Source organism: Coprococcus sp. RTP21281st1_F1_RTP21281_210402 (assembly GCF_040915325.1).
Classification (GTDB): domain Bacteria; phylum Bacillota; class Clostridia; order Lachnospirales; family Lachnospiraceae; genus Coprococcus; species Coprococcus aceti.
The window spans coordinates 284,483-309,585 of sequence record NZ_JBCPDQ010000004.1; the positions used below are offsets into that span (position 1 = coordinate 284,483).

At 41.2% G+C, this 25,103-nt stretch carries 28 protein-coding genes; 25 read left to right on the plus strand and 3 right to left on the minus strand.

Annotated elements, in window-relative coordinates:
* The first annotated feature begins 3 nt into the window (after positions 1-3).
* Positions 4-399 (plus strand): 30S ribosomal protein S9, encoded by a 396-nt coding sequence (rpsI, locus tag AB5150_RS07450; protein WP_004850181.1) that lies wholly within the window; start codon positions 4-6, stop codon positions 397-399.
* A gap of 182 nt (positions 400-581) precedes the next feature.
* Here the strand turns inward: rpsI and AB5150_RS07455 are convergent, their stop codons facing one another.
* A complete protein-coding gene (locus AB5150_RS07455) occupies positions 582-953 on the minus strand; it encodes a tyrosine-type recombinase/integrase (protein ID WP_238051517.1) in 372 nt (123 codons plus the stop codon).
* A 275-nt stretch (positions 954-1,228) separates the two neighbouring features.
* Here AB5150_RS07455 and AB5150_RS07460 point away from each other — a divergent pair, with 275 nt between their 5' ends.
* The 6 genes from AB5150_RS07460 (at position 1,229) to AB5150_RS07485 (ending at position 5,327) form a co-directional block, all read left to right on the plus strand.
* On the plus strand, positions 1,229-1,426 hold the full coding sequence (locus AB5150_RS07460) for a helix-turn-helix transcriptional regulator (RefSeq protein ID WP_022015336.1): 198 nt from the start codon (positions 1,229-1,231) through the stop codon (positions 1,424-1,426).
* A 12-nt stretch (positions 1,427-1,438) separates the two neighbouring features.
* On the plus strand, positions 1,439-1,906 hold the full coding sequence (locus AB5150_RS07465) for a hypothetical protein (protein WP_173794875.1): 468 nt from the start codon (positions 1,439-1,441) through the stop codon (positions 1,904-1,906).
* Positions 1,907-1,918: 12 nt separating this feature from the next.
* Positions 1,919-2,836, plus strand: a complete 918-nt coding sequence (locus AB5150_RS07470; protein ID WP_238051503.1) for a Dam family site-specific DNA-(adenine-N6)-methyltransferase — start codon at positions 1,919-1,921, stop codon at positions 2,834-2,836.
* 21 nt (positions 2,837-2,857) lie between these two features.
* Positions 2,858-3,664, plus strand: a complete 807-nt coding sequence (locus AB5150_RS07475; protein WP_349093395.1) for a type II restriction endonuclease — start codon at positions 2,858-2,860, stop codon at positions 3,662-3,664.
* A gap of 187 nt (positions 3,665-3,851) precedes the next feature.
* Positions 3,852-4,892 carry a hypothetical protein gene (locus AB5150_RS07480; protein ID WP_201859025.1) on the plus strand — a complete coding sequence of 347 codons (1,041 nt, stop codon included), beginning with the start codon at positions 3,852-3,854 and terminating at the stop codon, positions 4,890-4,892.
* Positions 4,893-4,934: 42 nt separating this feature from the next.
* Positions 4,935-5,327 carry a hypothetical protein gene (locus AB5150_RS07485; RefSeq protein ID WP_173794872.1) on the plus strand — a complete coding sequence of 131 codons (393 nt, stop codon included), beginning with the start codon at positions 4,935-4,937 and terminating at the stop codon, positions 5,325-5,327.
* Between the two features lie 12 nt (positions 5,328-5,339).
* On the opposite strand, the gene AB5150_RS07490 is transcribed toward AB5150_RS07485, so the two are convergent.
* Positions 5,340-5,579 carry a DUF6061 family protein gene (locus tag AB5150_RS07490; RefSeq protein WP_349093396.1) on the minus strand — a complete coding sequence of 80 codons (240 nt, stop codon included), beginning with the start codon at positions 5,577-5,579 and terminating at the stop codon, positions 5,340-5,342.
* Positions 5,580-5,827: 248 nt separating this feature from the next.
* Here AB5150_RS07490 and AB5150_RS07495 point away from each other — a divergent pair, with 248 nt between their 5' ends.
* From AB5150_RS07495 to AB5150_RS07520, 6 genes are all read left to right on the plus strand, one after another.
* The gene (locus AB5150_RS07495) at positions 5,828-7,012 is read left to right on the plus strand and encodes a cation diffusion facilitator family transporter (RefSeq protein ID WP_055223152.1); all 1,185 of its coding nucleotides are present in this window, start codon (positions 5,828-5,830) and stop codon (positions 7,010-7,012) included.
* A 232-nt stretch (positions 7,013-7,244) separates the two neighbouring features.
* On the plus strand, positions 7,245-8,042 hold the full coding sequence (locus tag AB5150_RS07500) for a transporter substrate-binding domain-containing protein (RefSeq protein WP_055223155.1): 798 nt from the start codon (positions 7,245-7,247) through the stop codon (positions 8,040-8,042).
* Positions 8,043-8,093: 51 nt separating this feature from the next.
* Positions 8,094-8,780 (plus strand): amino acid ABC transporter permease, encoded by a 687-nt coding sequence (locus tag AB5150_RS07505; protein ID WP_004850185.1) that lies wholly within the window; start codon positions 8,094-8,096, stop codon positions 8,778-8,780.
* Between the two features lie 190 nt (positions 8,781-8,970).
* The gene (locus tag AB5150_RS07510) at positions 8,971-9,750 is read left to right on the plus strand and encodes an amino acid ABC transporter ATP-binding protein (RefSeq protein ID WP_055223157.1); all 780 of its coding nucleotides are present in this window, start codon (positions 8,971-8,973) and stop codon (positions 9,748-9,750) included.
* Positions 9,751-9,759: 9 nt separating this feature from the next.
* A complete protein-coding gene (locus AB5150_RS07515) occupies positions 9,760-9,927 on the plus strand; it encodes a hypothetical protein (RefSeq protein WP_242859161.1) in 168 nt (55 codons plus the stop codon).
* A gap of 26 nt (positions 9,928-9,953) precedes the next feature.
* Positions 9,954-10,121: an ATP-binding protein gene (locus AB5150_RS07520; RefSeq protein ID WP_022216657.1), complete on the plus strand. Its 168-nt coding sequence runs from the start codon at positions 9,954-9,956 to the stop codon at positions 10,119-10,121.
* 202 nt (positions 10,122-10,323) lie between these two features.
* Here AB5150_RS07520 and AB5150_RS07525 read toward each other — a convergent pair whose 3' ends face one another.
* Complete coding sequence (locus AB5150_RS07525) at positions 10,324-10,758, minus strand: cupin domain-containing protein (RefSeq protein WP_238051488.1); 435 nt, start codon at positions 10,756-10,758, stop codon at positions 10,324-10,326.
* Between the two features lie 291 nt (positions 10,759-11,049).
* Between AB5150_RS07525 and AB5150_RS07530 the strand changes: the two genes are divergently transcribed.
* From AB5150_RS07530 to AB5150_RS07585, 12 genes are all read left to right on the plus strand, one after another.
* Complete coding sequence (locus AB5150_RS07530; protein ID WP_055223160.1) at positions 11,050-12,387, plus strand: ABC transporter substrate-binding protein; 1,338 nt, start codon at positions 11,050-11,052, stop codon at positions 12,385-12,387.
* A gap of 265 nt (positions 12,388-12,652) precedes the next feature.
* A complete protein-coding gene (locus AB5150_RS07535) occupies positions 12,653-13,495 on the plus strand; it encodes a carbohydrate ABC transporter permease (protein ID WP_055223162.1) in 843 nt (280 codons plus the stop codon).
* The gene (locus AB5150_RS07540; protein ID WP_082423632.1) at positions 13,495-14,388 is read left to right on the plus strand and encodes a carbohydrate ABC transporter permease; all 894 of its coding nucleotides are present in this window, start codon (positions 13,495-13,497) and stop codon (positions 14,386-14,388) included. The genes AB5150_RS07535 and AB5150_RS07540 overlap by 1 nt, the downstream gene beginning before the upstream one ends.
* 85 nt (positions 14,389-14,473) lie before the next feature.
* Positions 14,474-15,973 (plus strand): 4-alpha-glucanotransferase, encoded by a 1,500-nt coding sequence (gene malQ, locus AB5150_RS07545; RefSeq protein ID WP_117874578.1) that lies wholly within the window; start codon positions 14,474-14,476, stop codon positions 15,971-15,973.
* Positions 15,974-16,088: 115 nt separating this feature from the next.
* Positions 16,089-17,096, plus strand: a complete 1,008-nt coding sequence (locus AB5150_RS07550; protein WP_243147883.1) for a LacI family DNA-binding transcriptional regulator — start codon at positions 16,089-16,091, stop codon at positions 17,094-17,096.
* Positions 17,097-17,244: 148 nt separating this feature from the next.
* The gene (locus AB5150_RS07555) at positions 17,245-18,186 is read left to right on the plus strand and encodes a DUF3137 domain-containing protein (protein WP_161172011.1); all 942 of its coding nucleotides are present in this window, start codon (positions 17,245-17,247) and stop codon (positions 18,184-18,186) included.
* 125 nt (positions 18,187-18,311) lie between these two features.
* Entirely contained in the window at positions 18,312-18,548 is a 237-nt protein-coding gene (locus AB5150_RS07560; protein WP_156327904.1) for a hypothetical protein, read from the plus strand.
* A gap of 73 nt (positions 18,549-18,621) precedes the next feature.
* Positions 18,622-20,028 carry an amidophosphoribosyltransferase gene (locus AB5150_RS07565; RefSeq protein WP_117874582.1) on the plus strand — a complete coding sequence of 469 codons (1,407 nt, stop codon included), beginning with the start codon at positions 18,622-18,624 and terminating at the stop codon, positions 20,026-20,028.
* A 90-nt stretch (positions 20,029-20,118) separates the two neighbouring features.
* A complete protein-coding gene (locus AB5150_RS07570) occupies positions 20,119-21,345 on the plus strand; it encodes an ATP-binding protein (RefSeq protein ID WP_173794868.1) in 1,227 nt (408 codons plus the stop codon).
* Positions 21,346-21,505: 160 nt separating this feature from the next.
* On the plus strand, positions 21,506-22,174 hold the full coding sequence (locus tag AB5150_RS07575) for a response regulator transcription factor (RefSeq protein WP_015533818.1): 669 nt from the start codon (positions 21,506-21,508) through the stop codon (positions 22,172-22,174).
* Positions 22,168-23,565 carry a sensor histidine kinase gene (locus tag AB5150_RS07580; RefSeq protein ID WP_368291590.1) on the plus strand — a complete coding sequence of 466 codons (1,398 nt, stop codon included), beginning with the start codon at positions 22,168-22,170 and terminating at the stop codon, positions 23,563-23,565. The genes AB5150_RS07575 and AB5150_RS07580 overlap by 7 nt, the downstream gene beginning before the upstream one ends.
* Positions 23,566-23,666: 101 nt before the next feature.
* Entirely contained in the window at positions 23,667-25,088 is a 1,422-nt protein-coding gene (locus AB5150_RS07585; protein ID WP_015533820.1) for an SLC13 family permease, read from the plus strand.
* The last annotated feature ends 15 nt before the right edge of the window (positions 25,089-25,103 follow it).

Sequence of the window (25,103 nt, forward strand, 5' to 3'; positions counted from 1 at the left end):
CAGATGGCTAAGACAACAAAGTTCTATGGAACAGGAAGAAGAAAAAGCAGTATCGCCAGAGTTTACATCACTCCAGGTACTGGTAAGATCGTTATAAACAAGAAGGATATGGATGAGTACTTTGGCCTTGATACACTCAAGGTTATCGTAAAGCAGCCACTCGTTGCTACAGGCACAGAGGGCAAGTACGATGTACTCGTTAACGTATGTGGTGGTGGTTTCACAGGTCAGGCTGGAGCTATCAGACATGGTATTTCAAGAGCACTCCTTGAGGTTGATGCTGAGTACAGACCAATCCTTAAGAAGGCTGGATACCTTACAAGAGATCCAAGAATGAAGGAGAGAAAGAAGTACGGTCTCAAGGCCGCTCGTCGTGCTCCACAGTTCTCAAAGAGATAATTTTTCAAGAACGAAGATATCAAGAAAAGCCCATTTTTCAAGGGTTACAGAAGTTGTGGAATGCTGTCAGATGTGTTGGAATTTACATCGAATGCAACACATATGCAGCAGGTATGCAACAAAGATATTGATATGTATAGGACATTTTTCAGTAGAAACACTGGGGAATGTCCTTTCTTAATTTAAATTCTATTAATCGCATCTACAAGCTCCTTTATATCAAAGTGGGTATACACTTTTTCGGTGAGTGTAATTGCACCAGAGTGCCCCACAATCTTTTTGATAATCGTCTGGTTAATACCAGCTTCTGCTAACATTGAGATACATGTGTGTCTGCAACAGTGCGGTGTACGATTAATACCTAGCTGTTCCATCAATGGCTTGAAATAGCTATCGTAGTAGTTTCTGTATTCAAAATGTTTTCCATCTTCTGTATGAAGTAAATATTCACATTCAGGGCAGGATTCATACCAAGCCTTGTAATATGGCAGAATTTTGTCTGCTATTGGAACTTTTTTGATGCCATTTTCTGTTTTACTAAAGAGACAATCCAATGGGAGATTAAGGCTGGTAATAGGACGGGGACAGTTGAGCAGATGGATGCCAATGTCGAGACTATGGCTAGGGATTTGCAGGAGATATTGAGGATTGGCGCGGAGCAGGAGAGATTGTGGGAGGTGTATAGTAAATAATATTGGGAATGGGAAACAGCTATTTAAGTGTCGATGAAATATATATTATTATCGACGGTTAGGAAAATATAAGTTGAAAACATACCGATATCGTGATATCCTATATGAAGATTGTTATATAAAATGGAGAGGACTGTATGAGTGTAGAATATAGCAAACTATGGGATATATTAAAAAATAGAAATATGAAGAAAATTGAATTGCAAAAGGCTGCGAAGATAAGTGGTAATATATTAGCACGATTGGGTAATAATGAGTATGTTTCTATGGAGACAATAGAAAAGATATGTAGAACCTTAGATTGTTCTGCTGATGATATTTTGCAATTTAAATAGCGAGGATTCTCTATGAGAAAAATGATATTAAGTTTTAGCTTCGAATGGTATGAACAGTTAAAATCAGGGGAGAAAATATATGAGCATAGGAAAAGATTCTGTAAAGAGCCAGTGGAAGCATATATATATATTGGATTGCCATATAGACAATTGGTTGCGATTGTTGAATTGGGAAAACCTGAAAATATCGAAGATTGGCTTGAAAAATACAGCTATGATGAAGAAGCAGTTGAAAGGATAAAAGATTATCTTACTAGAAATAAAGTTGCTATGCCGATATTTTCTTTTCAAGAAATAGAACCAATTGATATGCGTAGGATGGAGAAAGATATTTCTGGCTTTAGAGTGCCTATATCATATATGTTTCTAGATGATAAACCAGAGTTATTGAAATATATTGATTTAAGGACTAAATACAAAAATAAAAGAATAGAACATGATTTTACGCATATATCATCTAAAGATATATGTGTATGCTGAAAGGATGATAAAATGATTGATAAAGTATATGTTCCACCAATAAAGATACAGGGAATAAAAACAAAAATTGTTCCTCTTATTTCAGAAGTTGCGTGGGTAGATGATAATATTACTTGGATTGAGCCTTTTATGGGGTCTGGTGTTGTTGGATTAAATTTAGCACCTAAGCACGCGGTTTTTGCTGATACAAATCCGCATACTATAGCATTATATAATGCCATACAGAGTGGAAAAATCACATCATATGATGTTAGAGAATTTTTGGAGAAGGAGGGAAAGAAATTAGAAGAAAAAGACGAAAAGCATTATTATTATATTAGAGATAGATTTAATGAAGAGCATAATCCACTTGATTTTTTGTTTTTGAATAGAAGTTGTTTTAATGGAATGATTCGATTTAATCGAAATTATCAATTCAATGTTCCATATGGACATAAACCGAAGAGATTTGCAAAGGCATATGTTACAAAGATAGTGAATCAGGTTAAACGACTGGAAGATATATTTCCAGATGTCGATTGGAAATTTAAGTGCCAATCTTTTGAACAGACAATAAGCGAAGCTGATACTCAATCTTTTATATATTGTGATCCACCATATATTGGAAGACATGTTGATTATTATGATAGTTGGGATGAGAATCACGAGGTTAGATTACATGATGTGCTAGTAGATTCCGGAGCTCATTTTATGTTATCTACATGGGACAAAAACAAGTATAGAAAAAATGAGTATATCGACACAGTTTGGAAAGAATGTTGGAAGGTAAATCAAGAACATTTTTATCATGTTGGGGCAAAGGAATCTAATAGGAATTCGATGTTGGAAGCGCTTTTAATGAATTATAATCCACAAAATGTTCCAGCAATGAAAAAAAATGAGGAGTCATATATCCAGATGTCTTTTTTGGATGAAGTGGCAAATGCTTAGCAATATACGAGGAGGAATGAAATGGGATTAGACTTTATAAGGTTATTTAACAAGAAGTTAGAAGAAAAAGATATTGATTGGGAAGTCAGTGCATTAGCATCTCCAGATGGAAAGCTGTTTTCACTTGGAAGTGATTCAAAACTTATTGGACGAATTTTCGAGTTGATTTCGTACAATATTTTACAAGAAATAGCAGATGAGAATGGACTGATTTTATATCCATCTCAACAGCAAACAGTATATCCAGATTTTACATTAATGAAAAGTGAAGCGGATACAGAAAAAATTGCTGTTGATATAAAGACTACATACAGAAAGTTTTTGAAGAATGGACAGCCATCGGGATATGTGTTTACATTAGGTTCTTTTGCTTCATATATGCGAGATGGGAAGAAAAATATTTCATTTCCATATGACCAATATGCAAAGCATTATGTAATTGGTTTTGTATATACTAGAAATGACAATGCTTCAGAAGGTCAAATGTTTGATATTAAGGATTTGGGTAAGTTGCCAGTGCCATACAAAGATGTAGAGGTATTTGTACAAGAAAAATATAAAATATCAGGTGATAAGCCAGGAAGTGGAAATACAGAAAATATCGGTTCTTTTAAAACAAATAGAATGGAATATTTAGTAAATGGAGAAGGTCCATTTTCCGGGTTAGGAATTGACATATATGAAGATTATTGGGCTGGATATAAGAAGTATAGAGGAGAGTTGACATATACTTCGTTAGATGGATATTTTGATGTTCAAGAAGAACAAGGAAATGACATTGCAAGATTAAAAAGAAATTATGAATATTGGAAAAAGACGCACAAATAATTTTCTATATAGATATACTACTGGTTAGATAGTGTATGCTATTAATTCCATGCTAATCGGGTATCAGTATTATACTGCAAAGTGTGTTTGGTTATGAACTAATAAAAAAGAGGGAGTTAAGCTCAATCAAAATTTGAAGATACTGATGTGAAAAAGATGATGTATAAATAATTAGGAGATGAGAAATATGAATGATGATGAACAGTGCCCTGTATGTGGTAGAAGAAGAATATTAAAGAAAGTATGCTATGATCCTAATTCGGTTTTTTACGAATGTCCAGTTTGTGGACAATATGAATATTCAATGGAGAATAGTACATATGAAGAATTAGATTATAATGAATTAGCACCATTTTTATTTTATGAGGGGTTTAGAAATAAGCAAGGCAGAGTAGAACACAGGTATTATTCTACAAAATCAAGAGAAAGTTGTGATACATATACAACAGAATTCAGAAATGGTAATAACATTGCTGGAATGCCGGTTCATATGGATCAAGATATTATTTCATTGTGGTTTCCAAAAAGTTTTTCTCAAAAAATAGATATGATTTTGCTTAAATTAAATGAATTGACAGATTTTGTTGGTCAGGACATAATGCTAGATGTTCCATCTTTTTTAAGTTGTATGTTTGTAAGAAGATTTAATCCGGATAGTGGGGAAAAATTAGATGATAAAGAATTAGTAAATCAAGCATTATATATGACGGCATATTTGTATGAAATAGGATATATTCAAGGGATAAATTGTGTAAATGGTGATGTCTCAAGCGAAGAGAGTTATTACGGAGGGATTTCAATTACTCCTAAGGGTTATGACAGAATAGATAAATTACAAAAAAATAGTGATGATGGAAAAGATGTATTGGTGGCAATGAGATTTGGGAATGAAACTAGTAAATTAAGAGAAGCAATTAGAAAAGGCGTTTTTGATGCAGGATATCATGCAGTATTTATTGACGAAGTTGAACACAATGGGTTTATAACACCAGAGTTATTAAACAGAATTAGTAAGAGTCGATTTGTTGTAGCTGATTTAACGCATAAAAATAATGGAGCCTACTTTGAAGAAGGATATGCAATGGGACTAGGGAAAAACGTAATTCAATTATGTAAAAAAGGTGTTGAATTACATTTTGATATAGCACAGGTCAATACGATTATGTGGGAAAAGGAAGATGATATTCCATTACGATTGAAGAACCGAATAGAAGCAACAATAAAGTAACCTATATAAGATAAATGATAAAGAGTGGGAGGAGTAAAAGAATTGAAAGAAATATTAAATACGTTATTGGTTTCATGCGTACCTGCTATTATTACAGGAATAATTTCTTATTTGACGGCAAATAAGAAAGTTAAAGCAGAAATTGCAACATTACAAGAAAGCAATAAGCATGAGATAGAAAAGCTAATGAAGCAACATGAGGTTGATATTGAATCATTAAAAGAAAAACATCAGCTTGAAACTGAGAAATGTGAGCAGGAGCATAAACATAAAATTGAAATAATGCAGATTGAACACAAAAATGCTCTTGAAAGCAACGAAAAACAGCAAAGTGATGCGGCAATGTTTAGTGTGATGACTGATATAATTAAGGAACCGCAAAAATTACAAGGATTACTGGAACTTGCCAATAATCCTATATTCAAAAATAAGTGAGGATAAACTTTTTTACACATTCCAATCCTCATCCATAGCATCAGCCCAAGCCTGCAACTCGCAATCAAGAGCAAGTGCAGCATACATAAGTGGATTATCAATTGCAAGGTTATCAATAAGCCTTTGTGAGTTAGGTGTAGTATGGAGATTCTTTTTAGCTTCAGCACAGGATAAGAATAGAAGTGTATTATCAGCAAAAGCAATGTCAATTCCATTCTTGTATTGGTTGTAGTAAGCAAAATGTATTTTCATAGTAGTAGTCCTTTTTTGCTAAAGTAATGAGTAGCTCTGGGAATGTGTGGGCAGCCAACCGCATACAACACATATGCAACACTGCCATACACAAATCCTCTATTTATGGGCTTTTCTCGTTCTCAAAACGTTAACAAAGAGATAATTATATATCATTTCAGATATATCAAGAACCCGCAGAAGTCCAACGCTTTTGTGGGTTCTTTTTTTCAGAACTTTTGAGATTCAGATTAGGAGGAACAAAAGATATGGTGACATTATTGTCGAAGCTGTGGATCAAATCAGATAATTATAAGGATAGCAAGGTGAGGGAGAAATATGGTGTTCTTTGCGGAGCTGTTGGTATATTTTTGAATGTATTATTGTTTCTGGGAAAATTCTTCGCTGGATTACTTTCGGGTGCCATCTCGATCACGGCGGATGCGTTCAACAATTTATCAGATGCAGGAAGCTCGTTTATATCTATGATAGGCTTTAAGTTATCTGGCAGAAAACCGGACCCGGATCATCCGTTTGGACATGGAAGAATAGAGTATATATCAGGCTTATTTGTAGCAGTCATGATCATATTGATGGCCTACGAGCTTATTAAAGATTCAATCGGAAAGATCCTACATCCGGAACTTCCAAAATTCAGCAGTCTAGTTGCCGTTATACTCGTTGTTTCAATTGGAGTAAAGATATATATGTATTTCTACAACAGGAGTATAGGCAGAAAGATAGAGAGTGCGACCATGATAGCGACGGCGAAAGACAGTTTATCTGATACATTTTCCACAATGGTTGTTCTTGCATCTGCACTTGCTGCTCATTTCTGGAAAATACCTATAGATGGATATTGCGGGTTATTGGTGGGCGTAATGATACTCATAGCTGGCATCACTGCAATGAAGGATACGGTCAGCCCATTGCTTGGTCAGGCACCGGAACCAGAGCTTGTGGATGAGATCGAGAAGATCGTGAGGTGTGATAAAAGGATCCTTGGTATTCATGATCTTGTGGTCCATGATTATGGACCTGGCAGACTTATGGTCAGCTTGCACGCAGAAGTTCCTTATAAGGAAGATATTCTTGAACTGCATGATCTGATCGATCAGATAGAATTCTCTCTCAGAAAAGAACTAAATTGTGAGCCTGTCATTCACATGGACCCGATAGTAGATGACGATGAGGAGACAAATGCTGTGAAAGCGCGGATCACTGAAATTATAGAATCACTTAATAAGGATAGCAGAAAAAATGAAAATGTTCAGTTTCACGACTTTAGAATGGTAAAGGGTTCAACACATTCCAATTTGATTTTTGATGTGGTTTTGCCACATGGATATCAAATGTCAGAAGAACAGATAATATCCTATATCAAGGAAAAAGTTAGTGAGTACAATAAAAATTACTATTGTGTGATACATATTGACAGAGCGTATGTAAAATAATTCCAGATGGTGAGCATCCTGATCACAGAAGAGTAAGACCTTCTGTGGTTATTATTATTACATAATATATTTACATGTTTTTTCATAATCTTAGATTTGACTTTACCATGATAAACTGTTACTATGTTACCGTGTTGTGCCCTAATAGGGCTGTATATCATGCAGATGCCCAGTGTAGTGTGTTTCATGCATCTGCCAAGTATATTTAAGTATATTTCAGGAGGAAAAAAGTATGAAAAAGTTATTATCACTGCTCTTAGTGGCAGCAATGGGACTTTCACTGGTTGGATGTGGCGGATCTGATAACGGATCTAAGAGTGAGTCAAAGAGTGATCTGGAGTATGTAAAGAATAAGGGAACTCTCGTTGTCGGCGTTACAGACTTCGCACCGATGGATTACAAGGATGAGTCAGGCAACTGGATCGGATTTGACGCGGATATGGCATCAGCATTTGCAGAGAGCCTTGGGGTAAAGGCAGAGTTCGTAGAGATAGATTGGGACAACAAGATCATGGAGCTTGACGGCAAGACCATCGACTGTGTATGGAATGGTATGACACTTACAGATGAGGTTACAAGCTCAATGGCATGTTCAGATGCATACTGCAACAATGCTCAGGTAGTTATCGTGCCAAATGATAAGGCAGACAAGTATCAGACAGTAGACAGCATCAAGGAGCTTACATTTGCTGTAGAGGCAGGAAGCGCAGGCGAGGATCAGGCCAAGGCGCTTGGTCTCAACTATACAGCGGTAAAGGCACAGGCAGATGCACTCATGGAAGTTGCAGCTGGAACATCAGATGCAGCAATCATTGATTCGCTTATGGCAGCAGCTATGGTTGGTGAGGGAACAGGTTATGACAAGCTCACATATACCGTAGGTCTCAACAGCGAGGAGTATGGCGTTGGCTTCAGAAAGGACTCAGATCTTGTAGCTGAGCTCAACAAGTTCTTTGCAGACAGTAAGGCTGACGGTTCAATGGAGAAGTGTGCTGAGACATATAAGGTACAGGCTGCACTTGCAAAGTAATAGATAAGATATAATTAGTATTTTTACCATCACTTAGAGAGAAAAATTATTATGGATTTGTTTTTTGAACAGCTCCCGGTCGTACTTGGAGCTCTTAATACAGGATTTATACAGACATTAAAATTGTTCTTCGTGACATTGCTCGGTGCATTTCCACTTGGACTTCTCATAGCACTCGGTTCCATGTCAAAGTTTAAACCGCTCAGCTATCTTATGAAGTTCATTGTATGGATAGTGAGAGGTACACCACTTATGATACAGCTGCTCATCATATATTATTTCCCGGGACTTGTATTCCACAACCCGGTATGGGGCGGCGGCGAAGGCGGAAGATTTGTAGCGGCATCGGTGTCATTCATAGTGAACTATGCCTGCTATTTCTCAGAGATTTACCGTGGAGGTATTCAGGGTATTCCTGTAGGACAGGAGGAGGCCGGACTTGTGCTTGGCATGACTCCAAAGCAGATATTCTTCAAGGTCAAGCTTTTGCAGATGATAAAGAAGATAGTTCCGGCGATGTCCAACGAGATCATAACTCTGGTCAAGGATACGTCCCTTGCCCGTATCATCGCACTTCAGGAGATAATCTGGGCAGGACAGGCATTCATGAAGGGTTCACAGGGAATCTCTGGTGCGATATGGCCACTCTTCTTCTGCGCATTCTACTATCTGATATGGAATGGCGTACTCACAGTTTTACTTGGCAAATTAGAGAAGAAACTTGATTTTTTTAGATAGGAGGAGCCGCAATGAACGCAGTTCATACTCGGAATCGGCTCCGACGACCTGCCCCGCTGCGGAGCAGAGGGGCGATACATATTAGATAGGAGGAGCCGCAATGAACGCAGTTCATACTCGGAATCGGCTCTGACAACCTGCCCCGCTGCGGAGCAGAGGGGCGATACATATTAAATAGGAGGAGCCGCAAATGGCTATATTAGAGGTTGAACATATAAAAAAGAAGTTTGGCAAGACAGATGTGCTCAAGGATATAAGCTTTTCTCTGGAGCAGGGCGAGGTCCTTTCTATCATAGGATCATCAGGAAGTGGAAAGACAACACTTCTTCGCTGTTTGAACTTTCTGGAGATGCCGGATAACGGAGTAATCCGTGTAAAAGATGAGATCCTGCTTGATACAGACAAGCCGGAAACCCTTAAGGAGTCGGAGGTGCGCAAGAAGAGACTGCATTTTGGACTGGTGTTCCAGTCATTTAATCTTTTCCCGCAGTACACGGCACTTCAGAACGTGATGCTCGCAAGAGAGCTTCTGGCAAAGGAGAGACCGGATTTCAAAGTAAACAAGAAGAATATACTCGACGAGATAAGAGTCCAGGCAGAGGAACTTCTCCGCCAGATGGGACTTGAGGAAAGAATGAACAACTATCCTCACCAGCTTTCAGGCGGACAGTGCCAGCGAGTTGCTATAGCAAGGGCGCTTGCGTTGCAGCCGGACATCCTGTGTTTCGATGAGCCTACATCGGCTCTTGATCCGGAGCTCACAGGAGAGGTACTTAAGGTTCTCAGAAACCTTGCAGACAAAAAGACAACCATGATAATTGTTACCCATGAGATGGCATTTGCAAAGGATGTTGCAAGTCAGGTCATATTCATGGATGATGGATATATACTTGAGCAGGGAAGACCTGACCAGGTATTTGACAATCCGAAGATGGAGAGGACAAAACAGTTCCTTTCATCGTATTCATAAAGAATGTATATGATCCCGGAGTATCGACAGGAGTCGATATTTCGGGATTTTTTTTATGGAGTTGATGACTATATCACAAAGCCGTTTGATCTGGATGAGCTGCTTGTCAGGGTGGAATCCGTTCTTGGACGATGCGATAGAGACTGTAGACGTGGACGTGGCGGCACTCTGACATAGATTCGGACGATGAGATAGATGTGGATATGATATTCGATGCGTTCTGCCGTGGAAAGTCCAGACAGAAGGAGGGCGCAGGGCTGGGACTTTACATAGTAAGGTGCCTTGCAGACAAGCTGGGACATGAGGTGAGCGCGGAGGTTGCCGGCGAGGTATTTACTATAAATATATCTATGTCGACTGACCGAGATTAAAAATAACTTGGTCATGGCAATGTATTATGGCATGTGTATGAAAAATTAATACAGAAACAGCAAAGACACTAAATGCCGCTTGCCCAATATCAGACGGGCAGGCAGAATTTGGTGTCTTTTTTGATGGAGGACAGAAGCATGCTAAAAACAATGGGACAATAAATCCGGCAATGCGTTCTACCTCATGTCACATGAAAACATATCAGCAATCCATTCCCATAGCCCTGGCTTTGGTGGTCTGTGTCTCTCCCCTGGGATGATGTGGTGGGGCGTATATGGATGAGAGTTTCAGTGGATTATTGCCAATGTTGATGATGTTGTGCCATGTGCCGGCTGGTATACAGACGCATTCTCCTGCACAAAGATTCTGACGGAAGCACAGTTCGTTTGGGCAGCAGCCCATTCTGACTGAACACTGTCCCTGTTCGATCCGGATGATCTGATCGGTATTATCATGGATTTCCAAACCTACGTCTGAGCAGGCAGGTATACACATGACTGTCATCTGCATGAAACAGCCGGTCCACACGGTTTCGCGGTAATTGTGGTTCTGTAACGCTTTATCCCGGAGGTCTATAGTGCAGATGTTGTCACGACAGTCAGGTCTGTTCGGAGAACAATGGTTGTTGCATTTCATAGGATAGTCCTTTCAGATTTAATAGTTCTATTTATAGTATTCAGAAAGGATAGAATATGACAAAAATTATACATTTTTATGTAACCTGGATTGTGAGCTATGTGAAAAAATGCAAAAAGTGATAAAAAAATTGAAAATAGTATTGACATTTTGTACATAAACAACTAATATAAGATATATCAAATGGAAACGGTTCCAAAAACGTTTCCGAAAAAACAAAGTAACCATTAAGCAGCTCGTATAAGAGATGACTGAAGGAAAAATTTTTATTATTTTATGGGAGGAACCAATATGAACAAGAAAGGTATTGCGGCACTTGGACTGTCACTTATGATGGCAGGTACCATGTTGACAGGATGTGGCTCAGGAGATTCAGATGGAGCGGGAAAGAAGGCAGATGCAAAGGGCTCTGTATATTATCTGAACTTCAAGCCGGAGCAGGATGCACAGTGGCAGGAGCTTGCTAAGGTGTACACAGAGAAGACAGGCGTTGATGTTACGGTAGTTACAGCAGCTTCTGGTCAGTATGAGACTACTCTTAAGAGTGAGATGGGTAAGTCAGAATCACCTACCCTGTTCCAGGTAAATGGACCGGTTGGTCTTGCTTCTTGGAAGGACTATTGTTATGATCTTGGATCATCACAGGTGTATAAAGAACTCACATCTGAGGACTTTGCACTTAAGGATGGCGATAAGGTCGCAGGAATCGGATATGTTATAGAGTCATACGGAATCATTTACAACAAAGAGCTTTTAAGCAAAGCTGGATACACAGAGGATGATATCAAATCATTTGCAGACCTCAAGAAGGTGGCAGAGGATATAACAGCTAACTCAGACAAATTAGGATTCTCAGCATTTACATCAGCTGGAATGGACGGATCATCAGATTGGAGATTCAAGACACATCTTGCAAATCTTCCAATCTACTATGAATACAAGGCTGATGGAATCGATACTACAGATGCGATCAAGGGTACATATCTTGATAATTACAGAAATGTATGGGATCTGTACATCAACAACTCAACAACCGATCCAAAGCAGCTCAGCACAAAGACTGGTGATGATGCGGTTGCAGAGTTTGTTTCAGGACAGGCAGTATTTTATCAGAATGGTACATGGGCATACTCAGATGTATCATCACTTGGCGATGACAACCTCGGAATGCTCCCTATCTATATCGGAGTAGATGGTGAGGAGAATCAGGGACTCTGTACAGGAAGTGAGAATTACTGGTGTGTAAATGCTAAGGCTTCAGAGGAAGATATCCAGGCAACTCTTGACTTCATGGAGTGGTGTGCTACAGATGATGTCGCACTTAAGGCAATCTGTGGTTCAGAGGGTGCTATGCCATCAGGAGCTGATGGAATGGGATTTGTAACACCATTCAAGAAGAACATTGAGTCAACAAACCTTCTTGTAAACATTGCAAATGAGTATGTAGCAGAGGGCAAGACACCTGTAAGCTGGAACTTCACAACAATGCCATCAGAGCAGTGGAAGAACGACCTCGGATCAGCACTTACAACATATGCGGCAGATCAGACAGATGCCAACTGGGATCTTGTAAAGAGCGCATTTGTAGATGGATGGGCTAAAGAGGCTGCTGCAGCAAAGTCAAAATAAAACATATTAACAAATAAACAATAGTACACAACCCAAAAATAAAAAACATCACAAAATAAACCCAACTTAAAATATGAATAAAGTCCTGCAAGCTGCAGGACACCAGGAAGGCTAACAGCTTTGCAAAGGCAGCTCATACCCGGAGGTGCCAGACTAGAGATGGATATGTATTCATATGCAAATATGTCTACATATCCATTTTTAGACTCAAAAGATATTGGAAAGAAAATTGATATGCAACAGAGTGGAGGTTATCAAAAAAATTATGGAGAAAACGATAAAAAGATATTGGCCGGTGTTTCTGATACCGACAATGGCTGCGTTTGTTATAGGATTTATCGTGCCATTTGCCGAGGGAATATATCTGTCCTTCTGTAAGTTCACGACCATAAGGGACGCTGAATTTGTAGGATTACAGAATTATATAGACGCATTCAAGGACTCAACATTCCCGGATGCATTTAAGTTTACAACATTATTTGCGATTGTCACACTTGTGCTTATAAATGTTCTTGCATTTCTTGTGGCACTGGCACTTACACAGAAGATCAAAGGAACTAATGTATTCAGAACGATATTCTTTATGCCGAATCTTATAGGTGGTATCGTACTTGGATATGTATGGCAGCTTATATTTGATGCCATATTCTCAAAGTTTGACACAGCCCTGAAACTCAATGAAGTCCTCGGTTTCTGGGGATTGGTTATACTGGTGTGCTGGCAGCAGATAGGATATATGATGATTGTTTATATTGCAGGACTTCAGGCAATACCTGAAGACATTCAGGAAGCGGCCATGATTGATGGCGCAAATAGAACACAGAGACTTTTCAGAGTTACGATCCCGAACATGATGCCATCCATAACTATATGTACATTCCTCACAATAACCAACTCGTTCAAACTGTTTGACCAGAACCTGGCACTCACAGGAGGCGAGCCTCTTCATAAGACAGAGATGCTTGCGCTCAATATATATGAGACGTTTTATGGAAGAGTAGGATATGAGGGAGTAGGTCAGGCCAAGGCAGTCATATTCTTTATACTGGTAGTAGCGATAGGACTCATACAGCTTAGGCTTACAAGATCAAAGGAGGTGCAGCAGTAATGGCAAAGATACAGAAAACGGCAAATACAGCGGATAAAAAACCGGTATACAGAGTGAAAGGAAAACCGACGGCTATGGGAATTCTGGCTACTTTATTCTTTACCATTATTTCCATAATATTTGTTTCACCGATAATAATCGTAATTATAAACTCTCTGAAAGCCAAGACGTTTATCAGTCTGGAGACATTTGAACTGCCAAATGAGCACAGCTACATAGGCCTGGACAATTATAAAACGGCTATAACACAGTATGATTTCATAAAGGCAGTGGGCTGGACAGTTGTGATAACGGTTCTCTCAGTAGCAGCAATTCTACTGTTCTGCTCTATGACAGCCTGGTATATAACCAGAGTCAAGAATATGGTGACAAAGATCATATATCTGCTCTGCGTGTTCTCTATGGTAATACCTTTCCAGATGGTTATGTTTACTTTGGCTGGAACTGCGGATGCACTTCACCTTACTACTCCATGGGGAATCGTGATCGTGTATCTTGGATTTGGAACAGGTCTTGCAGTATTCATGTTCTGCGGATTTATCAAGTCCATTCCTTTGGAGGTCGAGGAGGCTGCGATGATAGATGGATGTACGCCGCTCAATACATTTTTCAGGGTTGTTATCCCTATCATGAAACCTACTTACATATCTGTAGGAATACTTGAGGCTATGTGGATATGGAATGATTTCCTTCTGCCATATCTGGTACTCGACATCAAGAAATACAAGACGATATCTATAGTTGTTCAGTATATGAAGGGCAGCTACGGAAGAGTAGATATGGGAGCGATCATGGCGTGTCTTGTTATGGCGATCATTCCAGTTGTTGTATTCTACCTCTGTGCACAGAAGTACATCATCAAGGGTGTTGCAGCCGGTGCTGTAAAGGGATAGTAAGATAAAATACTATTAAGTGTAAAAAAACAGGCGGTTGTGAGATTCTCAGCCGCCTGAAATTGGTTAAAAGGAGAGATTTCAGATGGAAAGATCAGCAGGAATACTGCTTGCTATATCAAGCCTCCCGTCAAAGTATGGAATTGGCAGCTTCTCAAAAGAGGCATATCGTTTCGTTGACTGGCTTAGGTCTGCACACCAGAGTTACTGGCAGATACTTCCCATGGGTCCCACCGGGTATGGGGATTCGCCGTATCAGTCATTTTCGACATTTGCTGGAAATCCATATTTTATAGATCTTGATACACTTGTGGATCAGGGACTGCTCACAGACCGCGAGTGCAGAGAGATAGACTGGGGCGACGATGGCAGATATGTGGATTATAGAACAATATATGAAGGAAGATATCCAATCCTGAGAAAATCATATGAGAGATGGAAAATGACTGACAGCATGGAGTTTTCCATGTTCATGGATGAGAACAAAGAGTGGATATATGATTATTCACTATTTATGGCTGTAAAGGATTCGCTTGGTGGAATTCCGTGGACAGAGTGGCCGCAGGATATAAGAAACAGGCAGCCTGATGCGGTGCAGCAGATGCAGATTAAGCTTGCGGATGAGATACATTTTCAGCAGTACATGCAGTATTTGTTTTATACTCAGTGGAATGCACTAAAGAGCTATGCCAACAAGAACCATATAAGGATCATAGGAGATATCCCAATCTATGTAGCTATGGACAGCGCAGATGTATGGGCACACCCGGAGCTTTTCAGGCTTGATGAGGACAGGCGACCATACGAGGTTGCCGGATGTCCGCCTGATGGGTTTTCGGAGACCGGACAGCTGTGGGGAAACCCAATATATGACTGGGAGCTGAACAGGCAGACCGGTTACAGCTGGTGGATAGCCAGAATGAGACATAGCTATAAGCTTTATGATGTAGTCCGGATTGATCATTTCAGAGGCTTTGATGAATATTATGCCATTCCATATGGTGAGGAAACAGCTGTGAATGGCAAGTGGAAAAAGGGCCCAGGGATGGATCTGTTTAGGAATATAGAAAAAGCTCTGGGTAAGAGAGATGTCATTGCCGAGGATCTTGGTTTTGTGACTGATTCGGTCAGAAAGCTTGTGCATGATTCCGGATTTCCGGGAATGAAGGTTGTGGAGTTTGCCTTTGATGTGAGAGACACCGGGGCGGCATCTGATTATCTTCCACATAATTACATACGAAATTGTGTTGTATATACGGGAACCCATGACAATGAGACCCTTATTGGCTGGTGGAGCAGTATAGATCAGAGATCCAGAGACATGGCAAGGGATTATATGGCAGCTCATTATACACCGGACCGTCTGATCAATGTCCCATTTATCACGCTTGCTATGAGAAGTATTGCAGATCTTTGTATTATACCGATGCAGGATTATTTGGGGCTAGACAATAAATCGAGGATGAATAAGCCATCCACAGTTGGCGATAACTGGAGGTGGCGCATGATATCCGACGATACGGATGATGATCTTGCAGAGGAAATAGGCAGACTTACACTGATGACCGGGAGAAGCAAGATGTGAAAAAGTACTCTCTAAAAATATTTACCGGGAAATGATAAGTAGAGTATTTTCTTGACCTCCACATATTGGGATAATATAATTATTGGGAATAAAAGAGAAAAGTGGGATACAGCTTATGACAATAAAGGATATTGCACGTATATCAGGTTATGGTATCGGAACCGTGTCCAGGGTGATCAACAATCAGACCGGAGTCAGCGATGCAGCCAGAGAGAAGATACTCAGGGTTATAGAGGAAAACGGCTTTGAGCCGAACGTCAACGCAAAGCTCCTCAAAATGTCAGCGAAATCGGCGGTGGTTGTCATCATAAAAGGAAACCAGAATATGTTGTTTGCGGATATAGTAGAGCGGATACAGAACCTGCTTGCTGGATATGATGAGGATGTCATAGTGGAGTACATAGACGAGGATGGTGACGAGATCGAGTATGCCATCAAACTCACTCATAGCGTGAATCCGAAGGGAATCATGTTTTTGGGTGCCAATCTTGCACTTTTTGATGAGCGTGTGAAAGAGTTTGAGATTCCGGGAGTCATAATCACGACCGGCGGAGAGATTCTTGCAAATGACAACATATCCTCCATAACGATAGATGACACGGCAGCGACATACGATATGACAAGGTATCTTCTTGAAAAAGGCCACAGGCGCATCGGAGTCATAGGAGGGCAGGTGTCCGAGAAACAGATAAGTTTCAATAGATATGAAGGCTGCAAGAGGGCTATAGATGAGTGGCAGCATGATGACCGGGCGGAGTTTACATATATTCCGTGCAGGTATTCTATGAAGGCAGGTTATGAGGCCACGAAGCGTCTCTTGGAGGAACAGCCGGAGGTTACAGCAATCATGGCTCTCAGTGATACGATAGCGATCGGCGTCATGAGAGCGGCTGCTGATCTGGGCAAACATATTCCGGAGGAGCTGTCAGTTACTGGATTTGATGGAATAGAGCTGGCAGGATACTGTGTACCAAGACTTACAACAATAAAACAGAATAAAGAGATCATGGCATCGAGAAGTGTTGACATCATGCTCAAGCATATAAATTATGCAGCAGCTGGTGAACATGAGATAGTGCCATATTCCCTGATAGAGGGAGAAAGCGTTAAGAGCATCGGCTAGGATTCAGGGAAAATCTTTTTAATTAAGTTTGAATTCGTCTTATACTGGTATATTATATATCAGTATAGGGCGATTTTTTTATGAGATAAAAGTTCGGTAAGGCTCTGAGATTCGTATAGCGTATTTATCACAGTTTGGAGATGAGAAGATGGATCAGAATATAGAATCGGAAATATTAGAAAAACACAAACTATGTAAAGTGCTTAAGGTGTTTAAGATTGTTTCTTTTATAGGAATATTTGCGCCATTTGTTGCGTTTATGGTGGTATCTAGAAATGGCTATGAATTAGACTCTGCTTGGCTGCTGATTCCGGCTTTGTTTGTAGGCGGATTTTTCCTGTTCTCATATATGGAGACAAATAAACTTAAAGACCTCAAGGAACTCATGGGACAGTATGTTGTACGGAGTGTCCTTGGAGAGCGCTTTCATGTGATTGAATACATGCCAAATGGATATACAAATGAGGCATTTTTACATAATTGTCCGATTCTTCCTTCATTTAATAATATGGATGGTTCTGACTTTATACATGGAATATACAGGGGAGTAGAATTTACATTCAGTGATCTCACACTCAGAACGGAAACAAAGGGTTCACCGGACGGCGAGTTTCCTGGCGATAATGTTGTCAATTTTAAAGGTCAGCTCATAACGGCTACTTCCCATAAGAATGTTAATGGTTTTGTACATATCCAGGAGAGAATTAGTCGAAGAATGAAAAATGAAAAGAAAAGTGGCATATTATCAAGTGTATTGAGTTCTGGGGATTCATGTAACAGTTTTATGACGGGCAACGCGTCATTTGATAACAGGTTCGATATATATGCCTCTGACAGCCAGCTTGCTTTGAGGGTATTGACGCCACAGCTTATGCAGGGACTTATGGGACTTGAAGGATTTATGGAGATACAGATCGCTGGCAATATGGTGGCAGTAGCGATAAAGAATGACAGAGATTTATTTGAACTTAGTAACAATGGCAGGGATAATGGTGACATGGAGGAGTATCGTCAGAAATTTAGGGATGAACTTTCCGATATTTTGAAAGTTATTGATGTCTTTGGTATGAATACAGATCTTTTTCAGTAGTTGGTTAAATGATAGAATGTTTATATACAGTGAGAATGTGTTAAATGTAGGAAATAACCGGAAAGATCATAGGATACGATACCCTGACCGGCAGGACAAAATTGCCGGGATATGCACAACCCACAGTGGAATACATCGATCCATACAGCGGTGAGCCGGATTCTTATATGGTAAATCAGGAGATAAACAGAAAGAAACATCCTATCGGTAGCGAGTATAAACTTTTATACTCTAGGGAAAAGAGAACGGCCTATGAGAAGAAGTCAAACAAGGTGTACAGAGAGATGGAGGTTTGCTTTTTCGGACTGGCTGTGCTGATCTTCATTGCGGGGATAGTGAAGTTGGCGATGAAGGTATTGTAATCACCGCCGATACTATGCTAATATAGATATGTTTGCGAAAATGACAAATTTTTATCACTTCAGGAGGAAAACAATGGGTGGATTTTTTGGAGTAGCGGCAAAAGATGACTGTGTGTTTGATCTGTTCTTTGGAATAGACTATCATTCACATCTTGGAACAAGACGCGGAGGCATGACAGTGTATGGAGATAAGGGATTTGACAGATCCATACACAATATCGAGAATGCTCCATTTAGAACAAAGTTCGACAAAGATATGCAGAACATGAAGGGCTATTTTGGAATAGGATGTATATCCGATTATGAGCCACAGCCACTCATAGTGCGTTCACATCACGGAACATATGCTCTGACAACTGTCAGCAAGATCAACAATGTTGACGAGATATCCAAGGAGATATTTGATCAGGGACATTCACATTTCCTTGAGATGAGCGGAGGGGATATCAACAGCACAGAGCTTGTGGCAGCCCTCATCAACCAGAAGGATAATCTGATAGATGGAATAAGATATGCGCTGGAGAAGATAGATGGTTCTCTGTCACTCCTGCTCATGAACCAGAATGGAATATATGCAGCCAGGGATATGTATGGAAGAACTCCTGTGGTCATAGGCAAGAAAGATGGTGCATTCTGTGCGTCATTTGAGAACTTTGCCTACAAGAACCTTGGCTATCATGACTATAAAGAACTCGGTCCTGGTGAGGTTGTTGTACTCACACCGTCAAACTGCGTGACGCTTGTGCAGCCGGGCAAGGACATGAAGATCTGTACCTTCCTGTGGGTATACTATGGTTACCCTGCAAGTTCATACGAGGGTATGAGTGTAGAGCAGATGAGATACAACTGCGGAGCCAGCATGGCAAAGAGAGATAACGTTAAGCCTGATATCGTAGCCGGAGTTCCGGATTCAGGAACAGCGCATGCAGTCGGCTATGCCAATGAATCAGGAATACCTTTCTCAAGACCATTCATCAAGTACACACCGACATGGCCACGTTCATTTATGCCGACCATACAGAGCCAGCGTAACCTCATCGCGAAGATGAAGCTTCTGGCAGTTGAGGATCTTATAAAGGATAAGAGCCTTCTGCTCATAGACGATTCCATCGTGCGTGGAACACAGCTCAGAGAGACAACCGAGTATCTGTTTGACAGCGGTGCCAAGGAAGTGCACATCAGACCTGCATGTCCACCACTTGTATACGGATGTAAATACCTTAACTTCTCAAGATCATCATCAGAGATGGATCTTATAACAAGAAGAGTTATCGAGAGACTTGAGAACGGCAACGTGACAGACGAGGTACTTCAGGAGTACACAGATCCTGATTCAGAGAAGTATGAGAAAATGGTTGATGAGATCTGCAAGGAGCTGCATTTCACATCACTCAGATTCAACAGACTTGATGATATGCTTGAGGCGTGCGGAGTTGAGAAGTGCAAGCTTTGTACATACTGCTGGGATGGCAAGGAGTAAGCTGCGGATGACGGCGATGCCATATGCAGCAGACAGTAGCATATATAAAAATAGCTTATTTGTAATACTAAGAAAAATGGTGACAGGGATATGGCATTAGAAAACTCAAAAGAAACTTCAAATGAAATCACAATAGAAGAGATACAGGAACTGGATAAGGATTCATATCTGATAGTTGACATCAGGGATGAAGTTGAGATATCCCACGGAGCCATCCCGGGTGCGATGGCAGTCCAGACGGACAGGCTGATGTCGGAGCATCTGGCAGAAACCGCAGGTGAACTGTTTCCTGCAGAGGAATATATGCCCAGGGACAACTCAAAGGGAAAGAAACTCATAATCTGCTGCACCCACGGAACCAACAGCATTCCGCTGGCGGAGGGACTTACGGAGCTGGGATACGATGCGGTGAGCCTCAAAGGCGGATATATATCATGGCTGCTCTACACCATGGGCAAGCAGGAACAGACTGATATATGTGCCGACGTTGAGAAGAGCCTCCGCAAGAAGTTCCACAAGAAGATATGGTGCAACTTCACAAAGGCCATCAACAGATATGAGCTGGTGAAGGAGGGCGACAGGATAGCCGTATGTATATCGGGCGGCAAGGATTCCTTCCTCATGGCAAAGTGTTTTCAGGAGCTGAAAAGGCACAACAAGTTCCCATTTGAGCTCAAGTTCATAGTTATGGATCCGGGTTACAGCCCGGCAAACCGCAAGGTCATAGAGGATAATGCCAGGATGCTGAACATCCCTATCCAGATATTTGAGTCTGATATATTTGATTCAGTGTATAACGTAGAGAAGTCGCCGTGTTATCTCTGTGCAAGAATGAGACGAGGCCATCTGTACAGCTATGCGAAGGAGCTTGGCTGTAACAAGATAGCTCTTGGACACCACTACGATGATGTCATAGAGACCATACTCATGGGTATGCTCTATGGAGCGCAGATGCAGACCATGATGCCGAAGCTCCACAGCACCAATTTTGAGGGAATGGAACTAATCAGACCTCTCTATATGGTGAGAGAGGACGACATCAAGGCGTGGAGAGATTACAACGAGCTTCATTTCATACAGTGCGCATGTAAGTTCACTGACACATGCACAACATGTAACAATGAGGAGACGAAGTCCAAGCGTCAGGAGATCAAGCAGCTTATAGCGACACTCAAGAAGACAAATCCGTTTGTGGAGGGCAACATATTCAAGAGTGTGGAGAATGTCAATATCGATACCCTTATAGAGTACAAGCAGGGAGGCGTGAGACACAGCTTTCTTGATACCTACGATGAGAAGAGCGGTAAGACAGAATAGATAAAAACAGCATTTGAGAGCCGTTATTTACATTTGGCAGATGTAAGTGACGGCTTTTAATGTTATTTTCATAAAAGCATGGCAATATATATCTGTTCAGCAATCGTGCAGCGATATACTGTAGTGGCCAACAGATGAAAATGACAGGGAGGATGGATGTATGCGTGTACTTGTAGTTGAGGATGAGAAGGATCTGAACAGCATAATATGCAGTAAGCTGGTCAAAGAGGGCTATAATGTGGATGCCTGTTATGACGGACAGGCGGCACTTGATTATATGGAAGCGGAGAATTACGACGGGGCGATCATGGATATAATGATCCCGAACAAGGACGGAATAACAGTCCTGCGCGAGATGAGAAATGCGGGGATACAGGTTCCTGTGCTTTTCCTCACGGCCAAGACGGAGACACAGGATATAGTCAGGGGACTGGATGCCGGAGCCAGCGATTATATGACAAAGCCATTTGAGTTCTCGGAACTTATGGCAAGACTCAGGGTCATGCTGAGAACCCAGAATCCGGTAAATGAGAATGTGATAACCTGTGGTTCACTGGTGGTCGACATGAACAACAGACAGGCGATCAGGGATGGAAAGGTAATTGATCTCACGGTCAGGGAGTATGCTATCCTTGAGTACCTAGCCAGAAACAGAAATGTGGTAGTAACTAGGGAACAGATACGGGTGAACATCTGGAACATAGATGACGATGTCAATTCAAATGTGATAGATGTGTATATCCGTTATCTGAGAAGGAAGATAGACGATAATTATGAGGAGAAGCTGATCCATACTATAAGAGGTGTCGGCTATAAACTGGAATGTTAAAGAGAAAAATATCATTTGTAACATACACTATTATAATTACAGCGCTTATTCTGGTGGTGGGTATATCTTGTCTGCTGGTCATCCAGAACAATCTTATGAAGGATGATATGAACCTGATGGCTTATAAGAAGCTGACACAGGAGGTAGCCCAGATCAGACGATACATAGTGTATGATTCACAGAAGAAGCCACATATAGATGATGGACTTTACGACCGTGAGGACGATCCGGACAGTAATGAGCAGATATATGTGTTCCTTCAGGGAAATGACGGCGAGATCCTTGACGGCGAGGTGCCTGAGGGATATGCGGATAATCCGGATATAAGCATAAGAGATCTTATGCATATAGATGCAGGGAAGGTCAAGTATTTTGCGGTCGTCAGGCAGGGAAGAACAGACAAAGAGCCGCTGAAGAAGACTTCTAAATACAAGATCTGTGTCATGGTATCCGTCAGGGATATAGAGAGCAATTACAGTGAACTGTTATATAAATCATACTGTGTTATTGGAATCGTGCTGATAGCATTTGTGATATATGCATTTGCTTTGAGGAAACTGATAGCAGTTCCAATGGGAAGCCTGAACCGTTCGATAGATAAGAGCGTGGACAATCTTGATTTTACAGAGAATCTGGAGTATGACGGTCCGTTCAAAGAGCTTGATATGCTGACCGATGCGAATAACAACCTGTACAGAAAAGTCCATCAGGAGCTTGAGAGACAGGCTGAGTTCAATGCAAATGTATCCCATGAGCTGAGAACACCTGTAGCAGTCATGCATGCCCAGTGTCAGCTTTCCAGGGAGATCGCGGAGAAGAATGGCGATGAGGAGATGCTTGAGAGCATAGAGGTATTCGAGAGACAGACCTCACGTATGAAGGGGCTCATAGAACAGCTTCTTCAGATGTCGGTCATGGACAATGAAAACGCAGTCATAGCGGTTGAGGATGTAGATCTGCTGGATGTGGTGGAGTCTGTGTGCGATGATGTGGAGTACATCTGTAAGAAGAATCTTAAGTTTACCTACGACCTGAAGCCGACGATGGTCAAAGCGAATATGAACCATATAGTTATCGTCGTGAACAATCTGATGTCAAATGCGGTGAAGTACAGCAATGATGGAGGTAATATCCATGTGTCCTGCGGTGTGAAAAATGACAGCTATTTTATCTCGGTCAGGGATGAGGGCCGGGGAATGGATAAGAGCACAAAGGAAAAGATATTTGAGAGTTTTTACAGAGGTGAGCCGGACAGAAGTGCGGAGGGTTTTGGCCTGGGGTTGTCACAGGTAATGCAGATTGCCAGATATTACGGCGGAATCGTGGATGTTGACAGTGAGCCCGGAAAAGGAAGCCTGTTTACATTTAAAATCCCGGTAAATGCAGAATAATGTCTGTGGATTTTAATATATATTAATTTTTTTAATGAAAGATTAATCTTAAATGTGTATAATTTAAAATCAGTGTTTTATTGAAAATAGGAGCTATATTTATGAAAGAACGAAAGAGAATAGTACATTTACTGATCGGCCCATTGTTATTCGGGCTGTTTACGGCACTTTTGCCACACGGAGTATTCACGACATTTGAGTCAAGAGCAGCGATAGGAACCATCATGTGGATGGCGTACTGGTGGGTAACAGGCCCGGTGGACTATGCGGTAACTGCATTCCTCCCGATAGCCTTAAATGCGATATTTCAGATGACTGACATGTCGGCGGTCATTTCCAACTACGCAGACGAGACGATACTGCTTCTTCTGGGAGCTTCCATCATAAGCGTGATGTGGGAGAATACCGGGCTTGACAAGAGGATAGCCATTACATTCCTGAGACTTATCGGCAGCAGTTTGAGGATACAGCTTGTGTTCTGGTTTGTGTTGTCTGCAGTTCTGTCAGCGGTGCTTCCAAATGCAGTGGTATGTGCGACGATCACACCTATAGCGATCGCCATGCTCAAGTATATAGGAATGGACGACATCAAGACAAACAAGACTGCATCAAAGATACTTCTCACGATAGCATATGCAACCGGACTCGGTGGTCTGGCATCGCCGCTCGGAGGTGCGATGAATCTTGTGACGGTCGAATATATACAGCAGATAACAGGCGAGGAGTACATGTACTCTTCATGGGTCGTAAGATTCCTGCCTATCATGCTCATACTTGTGCTTGTAAATATCCTGTTCATGATCCGTGATGTGAAGAAGACAGAGATGCTTGGCGGTTCAAGGGAATACTTTGTAGCAAAATACAAGGAGCTTCCTCCTATGAGCTACGAGGAGAAGATAGCACTTGTGTTATTTGTTCTTGCCACGGTGCTTGCATTTACCAGACAGCTCTACCAGAGCATACTTCCGGGACTCAAGCCGGCGTATGTATTTATCATATGCGCCATAGTATCATTCCTTCTCACCAACAAGAACGGAGAGCGTATTATGGTGTGGAAGAATGTTCAGGGTAAGATCATCTGGGGACTTATGTATATATTTGCCGGTGGACTTGCCGCCGGAACACTCATCAACAAATCCGGTGCTGCAGAGGCACTTGGTGAGTGTATATCAAAGCTTGATATGAAGGGTGGATTTATCACAGTGTTCGTGATACTTGCCGTTACACTTCTCATGTCAGATGTGACATCTAACACAGCCACGGCTGCGGTAGCCATGCCGCTGGTAATATCCATCACACAGGGCTGCGGACTCAATCCGATACCGTACATATATGTGGCATCTGTGGGAGTCAACCTGTCATACATGCTTCCGACATCCATCAGGGCGATACCGGTTGGATACGGCCTGTCGCCAAAGTATATGTTCAAAGAGGGCTGGAAGATAACTCTGCTGGTTCTGGCGGTCATGTCAGTAGCATGTGCGCTGCTGTTAAAATACTGGCCGGCGTTTAGCAGTGTATAAATAATTTTTACTTGT